Annotated in this window: 13 protein-coding genes; 11 read left to right on the top strand and 2 right to left on the bottom strand. The window is 66.4% G+C overall.

The annotated features are described in order from the left end of the window. The 5 genes from FFS10_RS12280 to FFS10_RS23165 all read left to right on the top strand — a co-directional run. Positions 1-4,605: HAMP domain-containing protein (locus FFS10_RS12280; protein WP_137894758.1), on the top strand; the 4,605-nt coding region annotated here is incomplete at its 5' end. Positions 4,606-4,617: 12 nt separating this feature from the next. Then, the gene (locus tag FFS10_RS12275) at positions 4,618-5,469 is read left to right on the top strand and encodes a CheR family methyltransferase (RefSeq protein WP_137894757.1); all 852 of its coding nucleotides are present in this window, start codon (positions 4,618-4,620) and stop codon (positions 5,467-5,469) included. 15 nt (positions 5,470-5,484) lie between these two features. Further along, the gene (locus tag FFS10_RS12270) at positions 5,485-6,051 is read left to right on the top strand and encodes a chemotaxis protein CheB (RefSeq protein WP_137894756.1); all 567 of its coding nucleotides are present in this window, start codon (positions 5,485-5,487) and stop codon (positions 6,049-6,051) included. A 39-nt stretch (positions 6,052-6,090) separates the two neighbouring features. Further along, positions 6,091-8,385 (top strand): response regulator, encoded by a 2,295-nt coding sequence (locus FFS10_RS23505; protein ID WP_137894755.1) that lies wholly within the window; start codon positions 6,091-6,093, stop codon positions 8,383-8,385. Beyond that, positions 8,294-8,629, top strand: a complete 336-nt coding sequence (locus tag FFS10_RS23165; RefSeq protein WP_349654584.1) for a response regulator — start codon at positions 8,294-8,296, stop codon at positions 8,627-8,629. Before FFS10_RS23505 ends, FFS10_RS23165 begins: the two co-directional genes overlap by 92 nt. Before the next feature lie 40 nt (positions 8,630-8,669). Here FFS10_RS23165 and FFS10_RS12255 read toward each other — a convergent pair whose 3' ends face one another. Next, entirely contained in the window at positions 8,670-8,870 is a 201-nt protein-coding gene (locus FFS10_RS12255) for a DUF3606 domain-containing protein (protein WP_137894753.1), read from the bottom strand. A gap of 38 nt (positions 8,871-8,908) precedes the next feature. Further along, on the bottom strand, positions 8,909-9,838 hold the full coding sequence (locus tag FFS10_RS12250) for a LysR family transcriptional regulator (RefSeq protein WP_137894752.1): 930 nt from the start codon (positions 9,836-9,838) through the stop codon (positions 8,909-8,911). A 126-nt stretch (positions 9,839-9,964) separates the two neighbouring features. On the opposite strand from FFS10_RS12250, the gene FFS10_RS12245 reads away from it, so the two are divergent. Genes FFS10_RS12245 through FFS10_RS12220 form a run of 6 tightly spaced genes read left to right on the top strand, consistent with a single transcriptional unit; the run spans position 9,965 to position 17,926 of the window. Continuing rightward, on the top strand, positions 9,965-12,088 hold the full coding sequence (locus FFS10_RS12245; RefSeq protein ID WP_137894751.1) for a 3-hydroxyacyl-CoA dehydrogenase NAD-binding domain-containing protein: 2,124 nt from the start codon (positions 9,965-9,967) through the stop codon (positions 12,086-12,088). Between the two features lie 41 nt (positions 12,089-12,129). Further along, positions 12,130-13,311 (top strand): acetyl-CoA C-acyltransferase, encoded by a 1,182-nt coding sequence (locus FFS10_RS12240; RefSeq protein ID WP_137894750.1) that lies wholly within the window; start codon positions 12,130-12,132, stop codon positions 13,309-13,311. Between the two features lie 8 nt (positions 13,312-13,319). Further along, on the top strand, positions 13,320-14,528 hold the full coding sequence (locus tag FFS10_RS12235; protein WP_137894749.1) for an acyl-CoA dehydrogenase family protein: 1,209 nt from the start codon (positions 13,320-13,322) through the stop codon (positions 14,526-14,528). Between the two features lie 10 nt (positions 14,529-14,538). Beyond that, the gene (locus FFS10_RS12230; RefSeq protein WP_137894748.1) at positions 14,539-15,678 is read left to right on the top strand and encodes an acyl-CoA dehydrogenase family protein; all 1,140 of its coding nucleotides are present in this window, start codon (positions 14,539-14,541) and stop codon (positions 15,676-15,678) included. Further along, positions 15,675-16,937 (top strand): CaiB/BaiF CoA transferase family protein, encoded by a 1,263-nt coding sequence (locus tag FFS10_RS12225; RefSeq protein ID WP_137894747.1) that lies wholly within the window; start codon positions 15,675-15,677, stop codon positions 16,935-16,937. The genes FFS10_RS12230 and FFS10_RS12225 overlap by 4 nt, the downstream gene beginning before the upstream one ends. Further along, on the top strand, positions 16,934-17,926 hold the full coding sequence (locus FFS10_RS12220; RefSeq protein WP_137894746.1) for a Bug family tripartite tricarboxylate transporter substrate binding protein: 993 nt from the start codon (positions 16,934-16,936) through the stop codon (positions 17,924-17,926). Before FFS10_RS12225 ends, FFS10_RS12220 begins: the two co-directional genes overlap by 4 nt. The last annotated feature ends 36 nt before the right edge of the window (positions 17,927-17,962 follow it).

Genomic DNA, 17,962 nt, shown 5'->3' with positions numbered 1-17,962 from the left:
GCCAACGGCGACCTCGGCCAGAAGATCACGGTGGACGTCAAGGGCGAGATCCTGCAGATCAAGGACACCATCAACACCATGGTGGACCAGCTGGGGTCTTTCGCCTCCGAGGTGACGCGGGTGGCGCGCGAGGTGGGCACGGAGGGCAAGCTCGGCGGCCAGGCCGAGGTCAAGGGGTTGGCCGGCACCTGGAAGGACTTGACCGAGAACGTGAACGCCATGGCCGGCAACCTGACGGTGCAGCTGCGCGACGTGTCCAAGGTGGCGACCGCGATTGCCAACGGCGACCTCGGCCAGAAGATCACGGTGGACGTCAAGGGCGAGATCCTGCAGATCAAGGACACCATCAACACCATGGTGGACCAGCTGGGTCTGTTCGCCTCCGAGGTGACGCGGGTGGCGCGCGAGGTGGGCACGGAAGGGCGGCTCGGCGGCCAGGCCGAGGTCACCGGCGTGGCCGGTACCTGGAGGGACTTGACCGAGAGCGTGAACGCCATGGCCGGCAACCTGACGGTGCAGCTGCGCGACGTGTCCAAGGTGGCGACCGCGATTGCCAAGGGCGACCTCGGCCAGAAGATCACGGTGGACGTCAAGGGCGAGATCCTGCAGATCAAGGACACCATCAACACCATGGTGGACCAGCTGGGTCTGTTCGCCTCCGAGGTGACACGGGTGGCGCGCGAGGTGGGCACGGAGGGCAAGCTCGGCGGCCAGGCCGACGTCAAGGGCGTCTCGGGGACCTGGAAAGACCTGACCGACAACGTGAACTCGATGGCCGGCAACCTAACTGGCCAGGTGCGCAACATCGCCGAGGTGACGACGGCGGTGGCGAACGGCGACCTGTCCAAGAAGATCACCGTGGACGTGCGCGGCGAGATCCTGCTGCTCAAGGAAACCATCAACACCATGGTCGAGCAGTTGCGCGGTTTCGCCTCGGAAGTCACGCGGGTGGCGCGCGAGGTGGGCACGGAAGGACGGCTGGGAGGCCAGGCCTTCGTCACCGGCGTGGCAGGCACCTGGAAGGATCTGACCGACAGCGTCAACATGATGGCCTCCAATCTCACCGACCAGGTGCGCAACATCGCCACGGTGACGACCGCGGTGGCGAACGGCGACCTGTCCAAGAAGATCACGGTGGACGTCAAGGGCGAGATCCTGGAACTGAAGAACACCATCAACACCATGGTGGATCAGCTCAACAGCTTCGCCGCGGAAGTGACGCGCGTGGCACGCGAGGTGGGCACCGAGGGCAAGCTCGGCGGCCAGTCGGTCGTACGCGGCGCTTCCGGGACCTGGAAGGACCTGACCGACAACGTGAACTTCATGGCGGCCAACCTGACCAACCAGGTGCGCGGCATCGCGAGGGTGGTGACCGCGGTGGCGAACGGCGATCTGAAAAAGAAGCTCACCGTGGAGGCCAAGGGCGAGATCGCCGAGCTGGCCGACACCATCAACGACATGACCGACACCCTGGCCCTGTTCTCCGACCAGGTGACTTCGGTGGCTCGGGAAGTGGGCGTCGAGGGCAAGCTCGGCGGCCAGGCCAATGTGCCCGGCGCGGCCGGCACCTGGAGGGATCTGACCGACAACGTGAACGGTCTGGCGGCGAACCTGACCAACCAGGTGCGGGCGATCGCGGAGGTGGCGACCGCGGTGACCAAGGGCGATCTCACCCGCAACGTCCAGGTGGAAGCCAAGGGCGAGGTGGCAGACCTCAAGGACAACGTGAATGAAATGATCCGCAACCTGCGCGAAACCACGCGGCAGAATGCCGAGCAGGACTGGCTCAAAACCAACCTGGCCAGGTTCACCCGCGTGCTCCAGGGGCAGCGCGACCTGGCGGCTGTGTCCAAGATGGTGCTCTCCGAGCTGGCGCCGCTCGTCAACGGCCAACACGGCATCTTCTACATCATGGACGAAACCCAGCCTGAGAACCCGAGGTTGCGGCTGCTCTCGGCCTACGCCTACAAGGAACGCAAGAACCTCGCCAACGAATGGCGGATCGGCGAGGGGGTGGTCGGACAGTGCGCCTACGAGAAGCAGCGCATCCTGCTCACCAACGTGCCGAACGACTACATCGAAATCACCTCGGGCCTGGGCGAGGCCCGGCCGTTGAACATCATGGTCCTGCCCATCGTTTTCGAAAGCAAGGTCAGGGCGGTGGTCGAATTGGCCTCGTTCACGCTGTTCAGCCAGATCCACCAGACCTTTCTCGACCAGCTCGGCGAATCCATAGGCATCGTGATCAACACGATCGAAGCCAACATGCGCACAGAGGAGCTGCTCAAGCAGTCCCAGTCGCTCACGGAGGAACTGCAGAGCGGCCAGGAGGAACTGCGCCAGACCAACGAGGAGCTGGAGGTGAAGGCGCGCCTGCTTGAGGAGCAGAAGGTCGAAGTCGAGCGCAAGAACCGCGAGGTGGAGACCGCGAAGATGGCGCTGGAGGACAAGGCCGAGCAGTTGACGCTCACGTCCAAGTACAAGTCGGAATTTCTCTCGAACATGTCGCACGAGTTGAGAACGCCGCTCAACAGCCTGCTCATCCTGGCCCAGCAACTCAGCGACAACGAGGACAAGAACCTCAGCTCGAAACAAGTCGAGTATGCCAAGACCATCCAGGGCTCGGGCAAGGACCTGCTGGCGTTGATCAACGAGATCCTGGACCTTTCAAAGATCGAATCCGGCACCGTGACGCTGGATCTGGCCGAGGTGCCGTTCAACGGCATGCACGAGCAGCTCCTGCGCAACTTCCGCCATGTGGCGGAAAACCGCGGCCTGGGCTTCTTGGTCGAGTTGGCGCCTGGGCTGCCCGAAACGATACGCACGGACGAGAAGCGGCTGCTTCAGGTGATCAAGAACCTCTTGTCCAATGCTTTCAAGTTTACCGACAAGGGCCGCGTCACGGTGCGCGTTGAGCCGGCGACTTCAGGCTGGAGCGTGGACCATGCCGGATTGAACCGCAGCGAGACCGTCGTCGCCTTCTCGGTCACGGATACCGGCATCGGCGTGCCCCCGGAAAAACAGAAGATCATTTTCGAAGCCTTCCAGCAGGCCGACACGGGTACGGCGCGCAAGTATGGCGGCACCGGCCTGGGCCTGTCCATCAGTCGCGAGATCGCGCGCCTGCTGGGTGGCGAGTTGCGCTTGACCCGCAGCGAGGCCGGCAAGGGCAGCACCTTCGTGCTGTTCCTCCCGCAACGCACCACCGAGACCGCCCAGGCAAGCCGCGGGATGCCAGCCGGCAGCGGGACCGGTGGCAGGGGACGGCTGCGCAGCGAATGGGGTGCGCCATCGCGATCCGCCGGTACGGCGTCCCGGGACGAGCCGTCGGTGGAGGACATCCCGCGCGCGCGCCTGTCGGACGAAGCGGTGGCGGATCCCGGGGGGCCGACGGGCGAGGCCGGCGACGACCGCGCCACGCTCAAGCCGGAAGACCGCATCCTGCTGATCGTCGAAGACGACATCAGGTTCGCCGACATCCTGCTCGACGCGGCGCGGCAGAAGGGCTTCAAGGGCCTGGTCGCCACGCGTGGCGACGAGGCGCTGCAGTTCGCCAGCGAATTCAGGCCGACGGCGATCACCCTCGATCTCCATCTGCCCGACGTTGACGGCTGGGTCGTGCTGGAGCGCTTGAAGCGCAATCCGGCGACCCGCCACATTCCGGTCGACATCATCTCGGTCGAGGACAACCGGCCGCGCGCCCTGCGCTACGGCGCCTTCGAGTACTTGGTCAAGCCGGTGACGGCGGATGCCATCCAGAAGGCGCTCGCCGAAATCAAGAAGTTCTCCGAGCTGGAGGTAAAGGACCTGCTGGTGGCCGACGGCGATGAGGTGCATCGCAGAAGCATCCTCGAAATCATCGGCAACGGCGACGTCCGCATCAAGTCTGTCGCCAGCGGCAAGGAGGCACTTTCGGCGTTGAAGAAGAAGCGCTATGACTGCATGGTGCTGGATCTCAGGCTGCCCGACATGTCGGGCACCGATCTGCTCGAGGCGATGCAGGCCAATGAGCTGACGCAGGACGTGCCGGTGATCGTCTACGGGACGGGCGTGTTGCCGAGGGGCGAGCAGGAGAAGCTCAAGGCGCTGGTCGGCAAGGGCATCGTCAAGGACGTGCAATCGCCCGAGCGGCTGCTTGACGAAACCGCGCTGTTCCTGCATCGCGTCGTCTCCAGGCTGCCGGACAACCGGCGCCAGATGCTGGAAAAGCTTTATCAGAACGCGGACACCATGGCGGGCAAGAAAGTGCTGGTGGTGGACGACGACGTGCGCAACATCTTTGCGCTGACCAGCGTGCTGGAGCGCAACAAATTGGAGGTGGTTTCGGCGGAAAATGGCAAGGCAGCGATCGAGCTGCTGAAAAAGAATCTCGACACCGACATCGTGCTGATGGACATCATGATGCCGGAGATGGATGGCCTCGAGACCATGCGCCAGATCCGCAAGATCAAGAAATTCGAGGCGCTGCCCATGATCGCGCTCACGGCCAAGGCGATGAAGGGAGACCGGGAGAAATGCATCGAGGCCGGTGCCTCGGATTACGTGAGCAAGCCGGTGGATACCGATCAACTCCTCTCACTCATGCGGGTGTGGCTTTACAGGTAGGGGGTGCGTGCCATGACAGCGCTGGAACGGCTGGATCAGCCGGAGTCTGTCGCCATCGAGACCATTGAGCTGCCGCTGCTTCTGAAGGCGATATACCAGCGCTATGGCTACGATTTGCGTGACTATGCGGTCGCATCTCTCATGCGGCGCATCCGCCGCGCCATGACCCTGGAAAAGCTTGCCACGCTGTCGGCCTTTCAGGAGCGCGTGCTGCGAGAAGCGGCGTGCATGGCGCGCTTCCTCGATGTGCTTTCGGTGGACGTCTCGGCCATGTTTCGCGACCCCGGCGTCTACCAGGTGTTTCGTGACAAGGTGGTGCCGGGTCTGCGCGGCCTGCCCCTCGTCCGCGTCTGGCATGCGGGCTGCTGTACGGGAGAGGAGGTTTATTCCATGGCCATCCTGCTGCATGAGGCGGGACTGCTGGGCAAGACCAAGCTCTATGCAACCGACATCAACGAAAGGGTGCTGGCCAAGGGCAGGGGTGCGATCTTCCCGCTCAAGCGCATGCGCGAATACACGGGCAACTATCAGCACAGCGGTGGTCTTGCGCAGTTTTCCGATTACTACGCCGCCAAACACGAGGGCGCGATCATGCGTGACTTTCTGCGCGGCAACATCGTCTGGGCGACGCACAACCTGGTCACTGACTCGTCCTTCAACGAATTCCATGTGATCCTTTGCCGCAATGTCATGATCTATTTCAACCGCGAATTGCAGGCCCGGGTGCACAAGCTCCTGTACCAGAGCCTGGCGCCGGGCGGCGTTTTGTGGCTGGGGGCTGGCGAATCGCTGCGCTTCACGCCGTTTGAAGACCGGTACGACGTGGTGGACGAGGCGGGAAAACTGTACCGGAAGGCAAGCTAAGAAAAAGGGATGGTGATGAAATACGCGCTGGTCGTCATTGGGGCGTCGACGGGGGGGCTGCAGGCTTTGCGCACGGTCCTGTCGACGCTGCCGGCGACGTTCCCGCTTCCGATTGTGGTCGTTCAGCACCGCCAGCCGGTCACCAGCGATGCGCTTCGATTCGTGTTGCAGCAGGGGTGCGCCCTGCAGGTGCGAGAAGCCGTCGACAAGCAGCCCATTGAACCGGGCAACCTGTACCTCGCGCCGGTGGGCTACCACCTGCTGGTCGATGGCGATCACTTCGCGCTGTCCACGGAAGATCCGGTGCTATTCGCGCAGCCGTCGATCGACGTGCTGTTCGAAAGTGCCTCGGAATCGTTCGGCGCGCGCACGATAGGGGTGATTCTGACCGGCTCAAGTGAGGACGGGGCCCGGGGCCTGGCGGCCATCCGACGGCACGAGGGCGTGGCTCTCGTCGAATGCCCCGCACAGGCCCACGCGGGAACGATGCCGGAGGCCGCCAAACGGGCCGCCCGTGATGCCGTCGAGCTCGCGCTCGAGGAGATCGGGCCGCATCTCCTCGAACTGGGCCTGAAACAGTGATATTCAAAAGGCAAGACGCGCATTTGCAGGAGCCATGGCATGGAAGCGGAACAGACTGAGATTCCGGCTTTGAGTCACTCCGATGAGCTGCTGCATCCGCTGTCGCGGGACGGCGAGCCGGCCAGCATCCTGGTGGTGGACGACAACGAGAACAAGCTGGCGTCGATCGCAGCCGTCGTCGCCAGCATGGGCCTGAACGTGCTCACCGCAAGGTCGGGGCGCGAAGCGCTGCGCCAGCTTTTGAAACGTGACTTCGCCGTGGTGCTGCTGGACGTCTACATGCCGATCATGGATGGCTTCGAAACGGCGATCCTGATCCACAACCGACCGCGCTCGGCGCATACGCCCATCATTTTCGTCACCGCCGAAGCCGGCTCGGAAATCGAGCGCTCCAGGGGCTATACGCTTGGCGCCGTGGACTACATCTACTCGCCTATCGTACCGGATGTCTTGCGCGCCAAGATAGGGGTGTTCGTCGACCTCTTCTACCTCAATCGCCAGCTCAAGCGCCAGTCTGAGGAACTGCAGCTGCACACCGAGGAGATCGCGCGCAAGAACCTGCAACTCGAAGACGCCACGAAAATGAAATCCGAGTTTCTGGCCAATATGTCGCATGAGTTGCGCACACCGTTGAACGCGATCATCGGCTTTTCCGAGGTTTTGAAGGACGGCTTGGGCGGAGAGCTGACCAAGAAGCAGGGGGACTATGTCACCGAGATTTTCAAAAGCGGCATGCACCTGCTCTCGCTCATCAACGACATCCTCGATTTATCAAAGGTCGAGGCGGGAAGGATGGCGCTCGAGCTCGAGGCGGTGGACGTGGCCGGCGTGCTTGAAGCGGGATTCAGCATCATCAAGGAAAAAGCGCTTCAGCACCGCATCAGGCTGAAGCTCGACGTTCCAGATCACGCCGGAGACATCGGCGCCGACGCGCGTAAGGTCAAGCAGATCGTCTACAACCTGCTCTCCAACGCCGTCAAGTTCACTCCGGAGGGCGGCGAGGTGCGGGTTTCCGCGCGTGCTGTAAAGCGGGGCGAGATGAGACTGGTCGCCCCGCAAGGCGGGGGCTGCCACCAGTTGCCGCTGCCGCAGAGCGAATACGAGGATTTCCTCGAGATCCGGGTGTGCGACAACGGCATCGGCATCGACAGAGCGGACCTGCCGCGCCTCTTTCAGGCTTTCCTTCAGCTCGATTCGTCCCTGGCGCGGCAGCACGATGGCACCGGCCTTGGATTGGCCATGGTCAGGCGGCTGACCGAACTGCATGGTGGAACGGTCGGCGTCGCCAGCGCGCCCGGCTGCGGCTCTTGTTTCGCCGTATGGCTGCCTTGGCGGAAAACGCTGGAGGAGGCCAGACAGGCAGAGCCATCCGGCTTGACGTCAATGGCAGCCGAAGCCGCCGAAACGACAGCTGTGAAAGGCGCTCTCACGCGGCGAGCCCTGGTGATCGAGGACGACGAGCTTGCGGCGACGGCCCTGCGCGCCCATCTGGAGGGTGCGGGCTTTCGCGTTGACTGGGCGCCGGATGCCGTCCGCGGGCTGGAGATGGCTGCGCAGGAGCGCCCCGACCTCATCACGCTCGACCTGTTGCTGCCCGGCATGGGCGGCTGGGAGGCGCTCTCCAGAATCAAGAAATCTGCGCTACTTTCCGGCATACCGGTGGTCATCGTCTCCATTGTCGCGGACAAGAAAACCGGCTTCGCGCTCGGTGCGGCCAAGGTGCTGCAGAAACCGGTGGCACGAAAAACACTGCTGTACGCGATCGGCGAACTGGGATTCGGTGTCGGAATCGGTGGTCAGTCCGGCCGAAAATTCTCGGTGCTGGTCGTAGACGACGATAGGAAAGCCGTGGAACTGATCGCGGCCCACCTTGAAAAGCAGAACTGCGAGGTGTTTCGCGCCCATGGGGGGCGCGAGGCGATCGCGAGCGCGCGACGGCTGTTGCCTGATCTCATCATCCTGGATCTCGTGATGCCGGACATCAGCGGCTTCGACGTGGTGGAAGCGCTGAAATCCCGGCCCGACACGGCTGCCGTGCCCATCCTCATCCTGACCGGCAAGACGATCACGAAGGCGGACCAGCAGCGGTTGAACGGGGACGTCCTGAAAATCGTGGGGAAGGCTTATCTGGACCGGCCGCAATTCCTTGCCGAGGTCCAGCGCGCTTTGCATGGGAAGTGTTCAGTGCTTACGGGAGAAAATCATGTCGCGGATACTGATTGTCGAAGACTCGCCCACCAACATGATGCTGGCGGTGGCGGTTCTCGAGAGCGAGGGACATGCCTTGCTCCAAGCCGGGAGGGCGGGCGAAGCGATAGCGATCGCCCGTCGTGAGCATCCGGACATCATCCTCATGGACATCGGGTTGCCGGACATGGACGGCATGGAGGCCACGCGCATCCTCAAGGCCGATCCCGGAACGAAAGATATCCCGATCATCGCGCTCACCGCCTACGCCATGAAAGGCGACAAGGAGCGCATACTTGACGCGGGTTGCGATGGCTACATCGAAAAGCCGATCCGCTACAAGAACTTCCTCGCTGCGGTGGACGCCGCCGCGCGGCCGCCACCGCGGTGATGCAATCCGATGAGCCCGTGGGTGGCCCGGGATGGCCCAGTCAGCTCGAGCGCCGTTTGCCGACGACCCGCTCCAGTTCTTCGCGCAAGGCCGTGACATGCTCGCCGACGCGGGCGATGGCAGCCTCGAGCTGGGGCAGGGTGCAGCCGAACTCGCGGCACCAGTAGGCCATTTCCCTGGCGTCCAGGGGGTCGACCCGTCCCGGGTCGAGCGGCTTGAAAGTCTGGTCGTCCGTGCTCATGCGCTTCTCCCTGAGGCCGGTGCGTGCTGCATCGGCCCTCATTGTGCGCCAATACCGGCTTCGGGGGGAATCTCCACTCGCGCCGTGCCGGCCTTGTCCAGCACGAAGTCGATGAAGCTGCGCGCGGCGCGGGTCTGGTAGCGGTTGGGCATGTAGAGCATGAACATCTGCGTGCCGAAGATGCTGAGCCTGAAGTCGTCGAGCGTGGTGAGGATCTCGCCGGACTGCACGGCGTCCTGTACCACGTAGTCCGGCACCAGGCCCACGCCCAGGCCGGCCTGGATGGCCTGGCGCAGGAAGGGGAAATGCTCGGAGATCAGCGTGGGCTCCAGCGTCACCTCATGCCGCTGGCCGCCGCGATAGGCCGACAGGCGCAGCTGCCGGCTGGCCACGCCCGAGGTGATCAGCGGCGCGCTGCGCAGCTGATCGAGCTCGGTTGGCAGTCCCTTGGCGCTGGCGTAGTCGCGCGAGGCGCAGGCCACGTAGCGCACCGGGCCGAGCTCGCGCGCGACCAGGGCCTGGGGCGGCTCGGGCAGCACGCGGATCGCGATGTCGACCTCGTCGCGCACCAGGTCGTCGACGCGGTTCTCGAACAGCACGTCGAGCACGATGGCCGGGTACAGGCGCTTGAATTCGATCAGCCAGTCGCTCATCACCATCTGGCCATAGCCGCTGGGCACGCTCAGCCGCACCCGGCCCTGCAGGCTCTGGCCCAGGGTGGACACCGTCTCGCGCGCGGCCAGCAGCTCGTTCTGGATGCTCAGGCCGTGGCGGTACAGGCGCAGCCCGACCTCGGTGGGCTCGACGCGGCGCGTGGTGCGGCGCACCAGCTGCGCGCCTACCGAGCGCTCGAGCTGGCTCAGGTGGTAGCTGACGTTGGCGCGTGTCATCTTGAGCTTGCGCGCCGCCTGGCTCAGGTTGCCGGCGTCCAGGATGTCGACCAGCAGGGTCAGCGAGCTCAGGTCCATGAGGAAGGATTGTCAAACATGATTTGACGGTCTGTCAATATTTTATGTGATTGTCAAGACTCTTTGGCGGATGAACAATGCGGTTCCGATCCAGAACCCTGCCCCCCAACCCAAGGAGACCCCCGCATGAGCGCTGACGCCCAGCATCCCGTTGTCCAGACCGCCCGCCAGGGCCGCGTGCTCGTGGTGACGATCGACAACCCGCCGGTCAATGCGCTGGGCGTGGGCGTGCGCGGTGGCCTGCTGGCGGCGATAGCCCAGGCCGACGCCGACCCCGAGGTGGCGGCCGTGCTGCTGGTGGGCGCCGGGCGCGCCTTTATCGCCGGTGCCGACATCCGCGAGTTCGGCAAGCCGCCGCTGCCGCCCTCGTTGCCCGAGGTCTGCAACCGCATCGAAGCCTGCGCCAAGCCCGTGGTCGCCGCCCTGCACGGCCCGGCCCTGGGCGGCGGTCTCGAGATCGCGCTGTCAGCCCATTACCGCCTGGCCATGGCCGACGCCAGGCTCGGCCTGCCCGAGGTGCAGCTGGGCCTGATGCCGGGTTCGGGCGGCACGCAGCGCGCGCCGCGCCTGATGGGCGTCAAGCCGGCCGTGGAGCTGATGCTCAGCGGCCGCCACATGGGCGCCCAGGAAGCGCTGGCCACTGGGCTGATCGACCGGCTGGGCGAGGGCGCCGACGCGCGCGCGGCGGGCCTCGCCTATGCCGAGGAACTGCTGGCCCAGGGCGCGGGCGTGCGCCGCACGCGCGACGCCCAGGCGGCCCTGGCCGACAAGGCCGCCAGCCAGGCGGCACTGGGCGCGCTCAAGGCCGAGACGGTCAAGAAATCGCGCGGCCTGTTCTCGCCGCTCAAAGTGATCGAGGCGGTGCAGGCCGGCCTGGATCTGCCTTTCGACGCCGCCCTGAAGCGCGAGCGCGAGCTGTTCCTGCAGTGCATAGACAGCCCGCAGCGCGCCGGCCTGATCCACGCCTTCTTTGCCGAGCGCGAGGTGGCCAAGGTGCCCGAGGCCAAGGCGGCCCAGCCGCGGCCCATCGCCAGCGTGGGCGTGGTCGGCGGCGGCACCATGGGCGCCGGCATCGCGGTCGCGGCGCTGGACGCCGGCCTGCCCGTGACCATGGTCGAGCGCGACCAGGCCTCGATCGCGCGCGGCCGCGCCAACGTCGAGAAGGTCTACGACGGCCTGGTGGCCAAGGGCCGCCTGACGCCCGAGGCCAAGGCTGCCGTGATGGCGCGCTTCGCGGGCAGCACCTCGTACGAGGCCCTGGCCGGCGTGGACCTGGTGATCGAGGCCGTGTTCGAGGACCTCGAGGTCAAGAAGGCCGTGTTCGCCGAGCTCGACCGCTGCTGCAAGCCGGGCGCGGTGCTGGCCACCAACACCTCCTACCTGGACATCGACGCCATCGCGGCCAGCATCTCGCGGCCGCAGGACGTGATCGGCCTGCATTTCTTCTCGCCGGCCAACATCATGAAGCTGCTCGAGATCGTGGTGCCGGCCCAGGTCGGCGCCGACGTGGTCGCCACGGCCTTCGAGCTCGCGAAGAAGCTCAAGAAGGTGCCGGTGCGCGCCGGCGTCTGCGACGGCTTCATCGGCAACCGCATCCTGGCCGTCTACCGTGCGGCGGCCGATCACATGATGGAGGACGGTGCCAGCCCTTACGAGATCGACGAGGCCGTGCGTGCCTTCGGCTACCCCATGGGCCCGTTCCAGGTCTCGGACCTGGCCGGCGGCGACATCGGCTGGGCCACGCGTAAGCGCAAGGCCGCCACGCGCGATCCGAAGGCGCGTTACGTGCAGATCGCCGACCGCCTCTGCGAGCGCGGCTGGTTCGGCCAGAAGACCGGCCGCGGCTACTACCTCTACCCCGAGGGCGCGCGCATCGGCCAGCCCGACCCCGAGGTGCTGGCCATCGTGGCCGCCGAGCGCCAGCGCGCCGGCATCACGCCGCGCAGCTTCAGCCAGGACGAGATCATGCGCCGCTACATGGCGGCCATGGTCAACGAGGGGGCCAACGTGGTGCACGAAGGCATCGCGCTGCGCCCGCTGGACGTGGACGTGACCTTCCTCTACGGCTACGGCTTCCCGCGCCACCGCGGCGGCCCTATGAAGTACGCGGACATGGTGGGGCTAGACAGGATACTGGCCGACATCCGCGAATTCGCGAAAGACGACCCGCTGTTCTGGCAGCCCTCGCCGCTGCTGGTGGACCTGGTCGCCAAGGGCGCGAACTTCGACAGCCTCAACCGCAGCGAATAAGCCGCGGACCACCCGTTTCCCACTTTCTGTAAGGACACGCCATGCGTGAAGCCGTCATCGTCTCCACCGCCCGCACGCCGCTGACCAAGTCGCACCGCGGCGAATTCAACATCACGCCTGGCCCGACCCTGGCCGCCTTTGCCGTCAAGGCCGCCGTCGAGCGCGCCGGCATGGACCCCGCGCTGATCGAGGACGCCATCCTCGGCTGCGGCTACCCCGAGGGCATCACCGGCCGCAACATCGCGCGCCAGGCCGTGATCCGCAGCGAGCTGCCGCTGTCCATCGCCGGCACCACCGTGAACCGCTTCTGCGCCTCGGGCCTGCAGGCTATTGCGATGGCTGCCGGGCGCATCGTCGCCGAGGGCGCGCCGGCCATGATCGCGGGCGGCGTCGAGAGCATCTCGGGCATTCGCACGCGCGACGACGGCAACTCCGGCATGGACCCCTGGATCGTGGAGCACAAGCCCGATCTCTACATGGCCATGATCGACACGGCCGACATCGTGGCGCGCCGCTACGGCATCTCGCGCGAGGCCCAGGACCGCTTCTCGGTCGAGAGCCAGCGCAAGACCGCCGAGGCCCAGGCGGCTGGCCGCTTCAGGGACGAGATCGTGCCCTGCAGCACGGTGATGGCCGTGACCGACAAGGAGAGCGGCGCGGTGAGCCAGCGCGCGGTGGTGGCCGAGGCCGACAACTGCAACCGCCCCGGCACCAGCTACGAGAGCCTGGCCAAGCTGCAGCCGGTCAAGGGCCCGGACCAGTTCGTCACGGCCGGCAACGCGTCCCAGCTGTCCGACGGCGCCTCGGCCTGCGTGCTGATGGAAGGCCGCGAGGCCGAGCGCCTGGGCCTCGCGCCCCTGGGGGCTTTCCGCGGCTTGGCCGTGGCCGGCTGCGAGCCCGACGAGATGGGCATAGGCCCGGTGTTCGCCGTGCCCAAGCTGCTGGCGCGCCACGGGCTCAAGGTTGACGACATCGATCTCTGGGAGCTCAATGAGGCCTTCGCCTCGCAGGCCCTGTACTGCCAGCAGCGCCTGGGCATTCCCGACGAGCGCCTGAACGTCAACGGCGGCGCGATCTCCATCGGCCACCCGTTCGGCATGACCGGCGCGCGCCTGGCCGGCCATGTGCTGCTCGAAGGCCGCCGCCGCAAGGCGAAATACGCCGTGGTCACCATGTGCATCGCCGGCGGCATGGGCGCGGCCGGGCTGTTCGAGATTTTCTGAGGTACGACATGGATCTGAATTTCACCCCCGAAGAGCAAGCCTTCCGCGCCGAGGTGCAGGCCTTCCTGAAGGACCAGCTGCCCAAGCGCATCTCCGACAAGGTCAAGGCCGGCCAGCGCCTCACCAAGCAGGACCAGGAGGAATGGCACGCCATCCTCAACGCGCGCGGCTGGCTGGCCAACCACTGGCCCGAGCAGTGGGGCGGGCCGGGCTGGAGCGCGGTGCAGAAGTTCATCTTCGACAACGAATGCGCGCTGGCCGGCGGGCCGCGCATCGTGCCGTTCGGCGTCAACATGCTGGGTCCGGTGCTGATCAAGTACGGCAACGAGGCGCAGAAGAAATACTGGCTGCCGCGCATCCTGAGTGGCGCCGACTGGTGGTGCCAGGGCTATTCCGAGCCCGGCTCGGGCTCCGACCTGGCCTCGATCAAGACCACGGCGGTGCGCGGGCGTGACGAACAGGGCGAGCACTACATCGTCAACGGCCAGAAGACCTGGACCACCCAGGGCCAGCACGCCAACATGATCTTCTGCCTGGTGCGCACCAACAAGCAGGCCAAGGCGCAGGCCGGCATCAGCTTCCTGCTGGTGGACATGGGCACGCCGGGTGTCGAGCTGCGCCCGATCCGCACGCTGGACGGCGACCACGAGGTCAACGAGGTGTTCTTCACCGACGTGCGCGTGCCGGCCGAGAACCTGGTCGGCGAGGAGGACAAGGGCTGGACCTACGCCAAGTACCTGCTGACCTACGAGCGCACCGGCATCGCCGGCGTCGGCTTCTCGGTGGCCGCGCTGGAAAAGCTCAAGGTGGTGGCGGGCAAGGTGCAGCGCCACGGCCGCCCGCTGGACCAGGACCCGCAGTTCGCGGCGCGCATGGCCAAGGTCGAGATCGACCTCGAGAACATGAAGACCACCAACCTGCGCGTGATCGCGGCCGTGGCCGGCGGCGGCGTGCCGGGCGCCGAGAGCTCCATGCTCAAGATCCGCGGCACCGAGATCCGCCAGGAGATCCTCTCGCTGATCCGCCGCGCCATGGGGCCCTACGCGCTGCCTTTCATCGAGGCTGCGCAGTACGCCGGCGACGACGACGAGCCCGTCGGACCGGAGGAGGCTGCCACGGCCGCCGCCAACTACTTCAACTACCGCAAGCTGTCGATCTTCGGCGGCTCCAACGAAATCCAGAAGAACATCATCTCCAAGATGATCCTGGGCCTGTGAGGGGACTGCGATGAATTTTGAGCACACCGAAGACCGCCGCATGCTGGCGGACAGCCTGGACCGCTTCGTCGCCGAGCAGTACGGCTTCGAATCCCGCAACCGCATCGCCTACGGCGAGCAGGGCCACAGCACCGAGCTCTGGCAGCAGTTCGCCGAGCTCGGCGCCATAGGCGCGCTGTTCCCGGAAAGCGAGGGCGGCTTCGGCGGCGCGGGCTTCGACATCGCCGTGGTGTTCGAGAGCCTGGGCCGCGGCCTGGTCGCCGAGCCCTTCCTCGGCGCCCTCATGGTGGGCCGCGCGATCGCCGCCGCCGGCAGCGCCGCGCAGAAGGAGCGCCTGGCGGGCCTGATGGCCGGCAGCCAGATCGCCGCGCTGGCGCACGACGAGCCGGGAAATCACTACGAGCTCTCGCGCGTGGCCACGCGCGCCGAGCGCCAGGGCGAGGGCTGGGTGCTCTCCGGCGCCAAGGCCGTGGCGCTGTTCGGCGACGAAGCCCAGCTGCTGCTGGTGTCGGCGCGCACGGCCGGCGCGCTGGAGGACGAGGCCGGGCTCTCCCTGTTCCTGGTGCCCGGCGACGCCGCAGGCCTGACGCGCCGCGGCTACGGCCGCATCGACGGCGGCCGCGCGGCCGAGCTCGTGCTGGACCAGGTGCAACTCGGCGCCGACGCGCTGCTGGGCGCCGAGGGCCAGGGCCTGGCCACGCTCGAGCTCGCCATCGCCCATGGCCTGCTGGCCCTCAGTGCCGAGGCCCTGGGCGCGATGGAGGTGGCCAAGCAGCACACGCTGGAGTACCTGCGCACGCGCAAGCAGTTCGGCGTGCCCATCGGCAGCTTCCAGGCCCTGCAGCACCGCATGGCCGACCTGCTGCTCGAGGTCGAGCAGGCGCGCTCGGCCGTAATCAACGCCGCGGCAGCGATCGACGCCGACCGCCTCACGCGCGAGCGTGCGGTCTCGGCCGCCAAGTTCAGCATCGGCCGCATAGCCGCGCTGGTGGCCGAGGAAAGCATACAGATGCACGGCGGCATCGGCATGACCTGGGAGTTGCCGCTTGCGCATTACGCCAAGCGTCTGGTCATGATCGACCACCAGCTCGGCGACGAGGACCACCACCTGGCGCGCTACATGGCGCTGGGCCGGCAGGAGCGAGCATGAGCACCACAAGCACAACGGCCGCTGTCGAGGGCATGGACTTTCCGCTCCAGGGCGTGCGCGTGCTGGACCTCTCCCGGGTGTTTGCCGGGCCGCTGTGCGGCCAGGTGCTGGCCGACTTCGGCGCCGAGGTCATCAAGGTCGAGCACCCCGGCCGCGGCGACGACACGCGTGACTGGGGCATGCGCATCGGCAAGACCGAGACCACCTACTACAACAGCATGAACCGCAACAAGCGGTCCATCACCGTGGATCTGCAGACGCCCGAGGGCGTGAAACTGATCCACGACCTGATCCCGCAGTTCGACGTGGTGATCCAGAACTTCAAGACCGGCGGCGCCGAGAAGCTGGGCCTGGGCTACGAGCAGCTCAAGGCCATCAAGCCGGCGCTGATCTACTGCTCGGTGGCGGGCTACAACAGCGCCGGCCCCGAGGCCAAGCGGCCGGGCTACGACCTGGTGATCCAGGGCGAGGCCGGACTCATGGCCCTCAACGGCGAGGCCAACCAGCCGCCGCTCAAGTTCGGCGTGGCCGTGGTCGACATGATGACCGGCATGTACGCGGCCCAGGCTGTGCTGGCCGCCCTGTTCCGACGCGAGCGCACGGGCAAGGGTCGCCTGATCGAGATGGCGCTCTACGACTGCGGCCTCATGGTCACGGGCTACTATGGCCTGGACGCCCTGCTGCTGGGGCATGACCCGCAGCGTTATGGCAATGCCCACCCCTCCATCGTGCCCTATGGCATGTTCGATGCGGCGGACGGCCCGCTCATCATCGCCGTCGGCAACAACAGCCAGTTCGACAAGTTCTGCCGCGAGGTGATCGGGCGCCCCGACATCGTCGAGGACCCGCGCTACGCCACCAACGTCGAGCGCGCGAAGAACCGACTGAGCCTGCTGCCGATGATGGTCGAACTGATTCGCAGCTTCCCGCGCGAGCTGCTGCTCGCGCGCCTGAGCGCCGCCGGCATCCCCTGCGGCAAGGTGGCGGGCCTGCACGAGGCCCTGACCAGCGAGCGCACCCGCCAGGGCGGGCTGCTGCAGGAAATGCCGCACCCGGTGGCGGGCACGACCCATGTGTTCGCGCCGCCCTACCGCCTCGACGGCCAGCGCCTGCCGATCCGCATGGCGCCGCCCACGCTGGGCGAGGGCACGCGCGAGGTGCTGCAACAGTTGCTGGAACTGTCAGATGCGCAGCTGCAGGAACTGCAGTCCAAGGGCGTGCTGACCCTGCCGCAGAAGCCACAGGAGACTTGCGAATGAGCCACTTTTTCACCCGTCGCAGCGTTCTGCTGAGCCTGGCCGCCTTGGGCAGCATCAGCCTGTTGGCCGGCAGCGCCTTTGCCCAGGCCTGGCCGAGCAAGCCGATCAAGCTCATCGTGCCCTTTCCGCCGGGCGGCCCGACCGACACGGCTTCGCGCATCGTCGGCCAGAAGCTGGCCGAGCGCCTCAAGCAACCCGTGATCGTGGAGAACAAGGCCGGTGCCTCGGGCTCGATCGCGGCCGCCCAGGTGGCCAAGAGCGCGCCCGACGGCTACACGCTGATGATGCTGGCCACGCCCACCCTGCTGGCGCCGCACCTGTACAAGAAGGCGGGCTACGACACGGTCCGGGACTTCACGCCCGTGGCCACGGTCTACGACCTGCCCATCGTGGTGGTGGTCAACCCCCAGCTGATGCCCACGGTGAGCGACCTGCAGAAGCTGATCACCCATGCCAAGGCCCAGCCCGGCAAGCTCAACTACACCAGCTCGGGCGCGGGCAGTTTCGGCCACCTGAGCATGGAGCTGCTCAAGCAGCTTGGCGGCTTCGACATGCAGCATGTGCCCTACAAGGGCGGCGTGCCGGCCATCACCGACACCATAGGCGGCCAGGTGCCCATGATGTACGCCGACCTCGTGGCCGCCCTGCCGCATATCCAGGCCGGCAAGCTGCGCGCGATCGCCGTCGGCTCGCCCCAGCGCGTGAGCATGATCCCCGAGGTCAAGACCATCGCCGAGCAAGGCTTCAAGGGCTACGACGCCGTGTCCTGGGGCGGCCTGCTGGCGCCACCGGGCACGCCCAAGGAGATGGTCGCACGCATCAGCGGTGAGGTGCGCCAGATCCTGGCCGAGAAGGAGACCCAGGACAAGCTGCTGACGGCCGGCGCGATCGCCAACTTCCAGGCGCCGGTGCAGATGGGCCAGCGCATGCAGCAGGACTACGTCAAGTGGGGCAAGGTGATCCGCGACAAGGGCATCGCGGTGGAGTGAGACCGGTGCGCCAGAGACGAGAAGACGAGCCAGGAG

Origin of the sequence: Ramlibacter sp. 2FC, assembly GCF_005503345.1 — a bacterium.
In the GTDB taxonomy this organism is placed as follows: Bacteria; Pseudomonadota; Gammaproteobacteria; order Burkholderiales; family Burkholderiaceae_C; genus SCMQ01.
Note: the sequence above shows the minus strand (reverse complement) of the source record. Positions and strands in the feature narration are given on the sequence as shown.